The sequence below is a fragment of the Halochromatium sp. genome (assembly GCF_054919635.1).
Genome location: NZ_JBUDPI010000304.1, coordinates 1 through 4,651 on the forward strand (window position 1 = coordinate 1; position 4,651 = coordinate 4,651).

Consider the following 4,651-nt stretch of genomic DNA (forward strand, 5'->3'; position numbering starts at 1 on the left):
GTCGCTCTTGGCCTGGCTACTCGGCGGCCTTGCCATCGGCCTGTTGGCGATGACCTTCGCCGAGATCGCCGCCATGCTGCCGGTTGCCGGTGGCATCGCACGCCTGCCGCAATTCAGCCATGGCAACGTCGTCAGCATGGCAATGGGCTGGAGCGCCTGGGTTGGCTACAACACCACCGCGCCGATCGAGGTCGAGGCGATGCTGCGCTATCTGGCGCCGCACCTGCCCTGGCTGTATCAAAGCGCCACGCCCGGACACCTGAGCCTGCTCGGCATGTTCTCAGCAGCGGCGATGCTGCTGTTGTTCACCATCATCAACATCTTCGGCGTGCGCTTCTTTGCGCGCATCAACGCGTCCATCACCTGGCTAAAGCTGTTGGTCCCGGTCATCGTCGCCCTGGTGTTGATCGTCGACAGCTTTGAGGTCTCCAATCTCCACGCCGGCGGCGGCTTCTTCGTGATGGGCGCCGAAGGCATCCTCGCCTCCATTGCAAGCGGCGGCATCATCTTCGCGTTCATCGGCTTTCGTCATACCATCGATCTCGCTGGTGAGGCCAAGAACCCGCAATTCACGGTACCGACCGCGATCCTGCTGACCATCCTGATCTGCTTTCTCGTCTACGGCCTGATCCAGCTGGCCTTCATCGGGGCACTGAGTCCGGCCGACCTCGAGAACGGCTGGACAACCCTGCAGATCAGCGGTGACTTCGGCCCCTTGAGCGGACTGGCAACGGCAGTCGGTATCCTCTGGCTGGTGAGTCTGCTCAACGTTGGCGCAGTGGTCGCCCCCTTGGGTGGCGGACTGGTCTCGGTCGGCTCGATGGGCCGCTTGGCGCTAGCCCTGGCCCAGAATGGCTTCTTTCCGAAGCTGTTCGAGACCCTCAACCGGTACGGCGTGCCCGCCTATGCAATGCTGTTGAACTTCGCGGTCGCCTCGGCCGTATTCTTCCTCATGCCGTTTCAGGAGATCCTGAGCCTGAACGGCGCCGCCATTATTCTGTCCTTCGCCATCGGACCCATCGCGTTGATGTCGCTGCGTCGACTTGACCCTGAGCGCAAGCGCGGATTCCGCCTCCCAGGCGCAAGCATATTGGCGCCCACCGCCTTCATTGTCGCGACCTTGATCATCTACTGGAGTGGCTGGGACACCTACTGGCGGCTCGCCGCCTGCCTGCTGGCCGGCCTCCTGTTGCTATTGCTCAAGGTCAAGAACACGCGCGGCGAACAGCTGGACGTCGGTGAATCGCTCTGGCTACTTCCCTATCTGATCGGCCTTGGCATGCTCTCTTACCTGGGTGATTTCGGCGGTGGTCACAAACTGATCCCCTTCGGATGGGACATGCTGCTGATCGCCGTCTTCTGCATCGGCATCTTCTGGTACGCCGTCCATTGCCGCTTGAGCCAGGAAAAATATGATCGTTATCTGCGGGAGGAACGCCTGTTCGAGCAGGGCGAGTACTAGCGCGCCTTCGCCTCAAGGCTGGTCGTGCGGGACCTCGGGCGGCGCGAAATTCCGTGGTGCCAGCGCGAAAAACAGCAGCATCGGCCTTATCGTCTTAAGGATGAATGTCAGACTACCAAGCCCAAACGACGGACCCTCGCGCATTGGCAGAGCCATGCTCTTCGGCGCCTGGGTGGCTGGCATCGCACTGCTCGCGATGCTGTTCCAGAACTATCTGGATCACAAAGAGAACCCCAACCGTGATCTCACGGTCGAGGCCGGACCCGCTGGTATGCCCCAAGTGGTCCTGCAACAGAACCGCCACGGCCACTATGTCGCAACCGGCACCATCAACGGCGAATCGGTGGTGTTCCTGCTCGACACCGGAGCGACCACCGTCTCGTTGCCGCTAGAGCTCGCACGCCGGCTCGACCTGCCGATGCGCCCCGGCGGAATGAGCAAGACCGCAAACGGGATGGTTCAGACCTGGACCACGCGGCTAGACAGCGTTGGTCTTGGCGGCTTAACAGCGCGCAATCTCCGCGCAACCGTGCTCCCCAACTTCCCGGGCGATCAGGTCCTGCTAGGCATGGATTTCCTTAGACGCTTCGAGCTGCTCCAACGCGGCGGCGAACTCACCATTCGCCTCCCCAGCTAATTGGTCCAGCTGACTGGTCCCACTGATTGCCCCCGCTAATCCCCCAAGCTGACCCCATCGCGATTCGACCAGTCGTAGCGACAGACAACCGGCACCCACCACAAGCCTCGGCGCAAGAAGCGCTCGCGCCGGCCTTGAACCGCACCAAGCTCTTACACGCTTACAGCCCGACACCTAAAAGCCCGACACCTAGCCGTGCGCCGACCCTCTATAGAAGTCGGGTCCTTGCACGGCTTAGGCTGCCTTGCACACTGACCTTCGGGGCTAGCTCACCGCGAGCTTGACGCCACGCTCGCGCGGTTGCCGCTTCGGCAGCTCAACCCTTAAGACGCCGTGCTCGTAGCTCGCACTCGCTTGCTCGCTATCGACCGGCGCAGGCAGCGGAATGGCACGCTCGAAGCTGCCGTAGGCACATTCGGTAATCTGCCAACGCCCTTGCGTCTCCTCGCGCATGACACGTTTCTCGCCACGAACGATCAGGTAGTCGCCAACAACCTCCAGATCGAAATCATCCTTGCTCATTCCCGGCGTCTCCAAGCGCACCACGACCTTATCCGCACCGTCGAGCACCTCGCCCGCGAGCACGCCCCAGCCGGCGCTGCGCTCGGCCAGTTCGGTACTCTGTTCGGCATCCTCGGTCTTCGAGCCCTGACTGAAGCGGGTCATGGCGCCAGCCGCACGCCGATAAAGCCGCTGCCAACCATCGAGCAGCGCGTCCCAAGCATGGCTGAACTCATCACGTAGGTGTTGAAAGGGTGACATGGCCTTAACCTCCTTTCTGTTGCGATATCAATAGTGTGGCTCATGCAGGAGCAATAGACAAGCTGATCCAGAGCACTGCGATCGTGCGCCAATACTGCCGGGCAGCAGCCTCTACACTGGCTCAGACGGCGCGGACCACACCACCGCGTCGACTATCACCAGCACCAGAAAAACAACCGTCATCGCTGACTGCCACGCTATGCGCACCGCCGAAGAACACACTCCGATCGCGCCAAACCTGGACCTCAGGCCAATATTGCTGCAATTGCTTCAGCAGCGGCGCTTCGACCGGTGGCTCGAGGCTGAGCAGATCCCCCTCAAGGTGCAGCCGCGGCGCCTCAACCGCTTCAGCCAGCGGCATCCCGAGTTCGAGTAGATTCGAGAGCACTTGGAGGATCGCGCTGCGAATCCGGTTCGAGCCCGCCGAGCCGGTGACGATCCAGCACGGCGCCTTGCCCGGCCCAGCATCGGACCTCGGCTGCCGGATCAAGGTTGGGCACATCATCGAGCTCATGCGCTGATCCAGCGGAAACCTCGCCACCCCATTCGGATTCAAGTCCTCCTCACCGAGCATATTGTTCATCATGATGCCGGTCCCCGGCAGCAGCACCCCGGCACCCTCCCCATTCGACAGGGTTAGGCTGGCAAGATTGCCCTCGGCATCGGCAATGCTCACCTGAGTCGTCCCGCGCCAAACCCTCGCACGCGCACGCATCTGCTCGCGATAGCTCGCCACAAGGTCAGACGCCAACCCAGACGGCAACTGCGCACCTGCCGCATTTCGCGCCTCTTGCGTGAGCCGCATCGCCAGCGCCAACCGCTGGCGCTGCTCAAAGCTACCGAAGACCTCCGAGCTTGGACCCGCCTCCTGCAGCAGCTCGAGTGTGAGTGCGATCAACACGCCGCCAAACGATGGCGACGGATTCAGAAAAAGCTCAGCTCCCTGAAAGCGTTGCTTCAGCGGAGCACGCCGCTCGACCCGATACTGCGCCAGATCAGCGGTGCTCAGCAGACCACCCGCCCTGGCACAGTACTGTGTCAGCTGCTCACCCCAAGACCCGATCCGGCCGCCAGCGCCAGAACGAACGGACGGACCCGCAGCAGAACCAACCCCCGATCCAGACCCTGGGCCTGGGCCAGCACCTGAGGAAGCGACCCCTTCATTCCAGCGCTCACCATAGAGCAGCCCAGCACCAACCTCAGCCAGCTCCGCCAACGCCTCAGCCAGCTGGGGCTGACGAACCCGCTCACCGGGCGCCGCCAACTGCTCAGCGTCATGGTCTGACGCATGCACCGCAAAGCAATCCGGATGCGCACGCAAGATCGGCTCGACCACCCGCGCCAGCCTATGTTGAAACCTAGAGACGGTCACCCCCTCACGCGCCGCCCGTTGCGCGGGTACCAACAGATCGGCGATCGGCAACCGACAGAGCGCCTGCTGCACAACGAACAGACCGGCGACCGCGCCCGGCGTCGCCATGCTACCGGCACCGATATGGAAGGTCTGGGTGGTATCGCCGAAATCGGCGACGATCGGGAAGAACTGCGATGCCGCCTCAACCGAGCCTTGGCGGGGCGTCTGCACGAAGAAGTCGAACAGTACGGGCTCGCCACCGGCCGGACGCGCCATCAAGAAGCCACCCCCACCAAGCGAGGCCAACACCGGTTCGGCAACCGCTGCCGTCGCAAGCGCCGCACAGGCCCCATCGAAGGCGTTGCCACCGGCGGCCATCACCTCGGCCGCCGCCTCGGCGGTCACCGCATGTCCAGCGGCGATGATGCCGCGCGAC

Annotated in this window: 4 protein-coding genes; 2 read left to right on the forward strand and 2 right to left on the reverse strand. The window is 63.0% G+C overall.

Annotated elements, in window-relative coordinates:
* Both ACY693_RS15415 and ACY693_RS15420 read left to right on the forward strand, forming a co-directional pair.
* Positions 1-1,462 (forward strand): APC family permease (locus ACY693_RS15415; protein ID WP_462322699.1); only part of this gene is annotated, 1,462 nt, incomplete at its 5' end.
* A 154-nt stretch (positions 1,463-1,616) separates the two neighbouring features.
* Positions 1,617-2,099 carry a retropepsin-like aspartic protease family protein gene (locus ACY693_RS15420; protein WP_462322700.1) on the forward strand — a complete coding sequence of 161 codons (483 nt, stop codon included), beginning with the start codon at positions 1,617-1,619 and terminating at the stop codon, positions 2,097-2,099.
* A gap of 264 nt (positions 2,100-2,363) precedes the next feature.
* Here ACY693_RS15420 and ACY693_RS15425 read toward each other — a convergent pair whose 3' ends face one another.
* Positions 2,364-2,861, reverse strand: a complete 498-nt coding sequence (locus ACY693_RS15425) for an Hsp20/alpha crystallin family protein (RefSeq protein WP_462322701.1) — start codon at positions 2,859-2,861, stop codon at positions 2,364-2,366.
* A gap of 121 nt (positions 2,862-2,982) precedes the next feature.
* A partial coding sequence (locus ACY693_RS15430) for a gamma-glutamyltransferase (protein ID WP_462322702.1) occupies positions 2,983-4,651 on the reverse strand: 1,669 nt, incomplete at its 5' end.

Coding starts and splice junctions, on each gene's coding strand:
- ACY693_RS15420 (WP_462322700.1), top strand. CDS start 1,617: ATGCTCTTCGGCGCCTGGGTGGCTGGCATCGCACTGCTCGCGATGCTG.
- ACY693_RS15425 (WP_462322701.1), bottom strand. CDS start 2,861: ATGTCACCCTTTCAACACCTACGTGATGAGTTCAGCCATGCTTGGGAC.